Consider the following 459-nt stretch of genomic DNA (forward strand, 5'->3'; position numbering starts at 1 on the left):
GGTTCGGTAGCCGCGGTGTCGCGGTCGGTCGCGGAGGCGTTGGCGGCCGGCGTCGAGTCGGGCGCGGTGGTGTTCGCGCCGCTAGTCGATGGACCGGTGCCAGGGTGGTTGGTAATCGAGGACTCCGCGGTGGGTGACGCGGAGCGCCAGTGTGCGGTCGTACGGCTCGACGGTTGCGCGGTGGTGGTGGTCGGCGCGGTGTCGGAGGTTCAGGTGTCCGGTGATCCGGTGCCGGCGGAGGAAGAGATGCCGGCGTGGGCCTCGGCGCTCGCCGGCGCGTTCTGGGCAGCTCGGCGGGCTCGAGGGGAGGCGCAGGCGGCACGCTTGGCGCTCACCGAGCATCAGGCGCGGCTGGAGCGCATCGTCGACGCAGCGCACGAGTACGCGAACGATAACGACCTGTGCGAACGGTTTGACCGGTTCATGCTGTCTCAGGGCTTGCGGCCGCGGTTGCGGGAG

1 protein-coding gene is annotated in these 459 nt (G+C 71.2%); it reads left to right on the forward strand.

The window, feature by feature from the left end; genetic code table 11:
- On the forward strand, positions 1-459 hold a 459-nt coding region (locus tag BST14_RS28310; protein WP_245845849.1), incomplete at both ends, for a hypothetical protein.

The organism is Mycobacterium arosiense ATCC BAA-1401 = DSM 45069, assembly GCF_002086125.1.
GTDB lineage: Bacteria > Actinomycetota > Actinomycetes > Mycobacteriales > Mycobacteriaceae > Mycobacterium > Mycobacterium arosiense.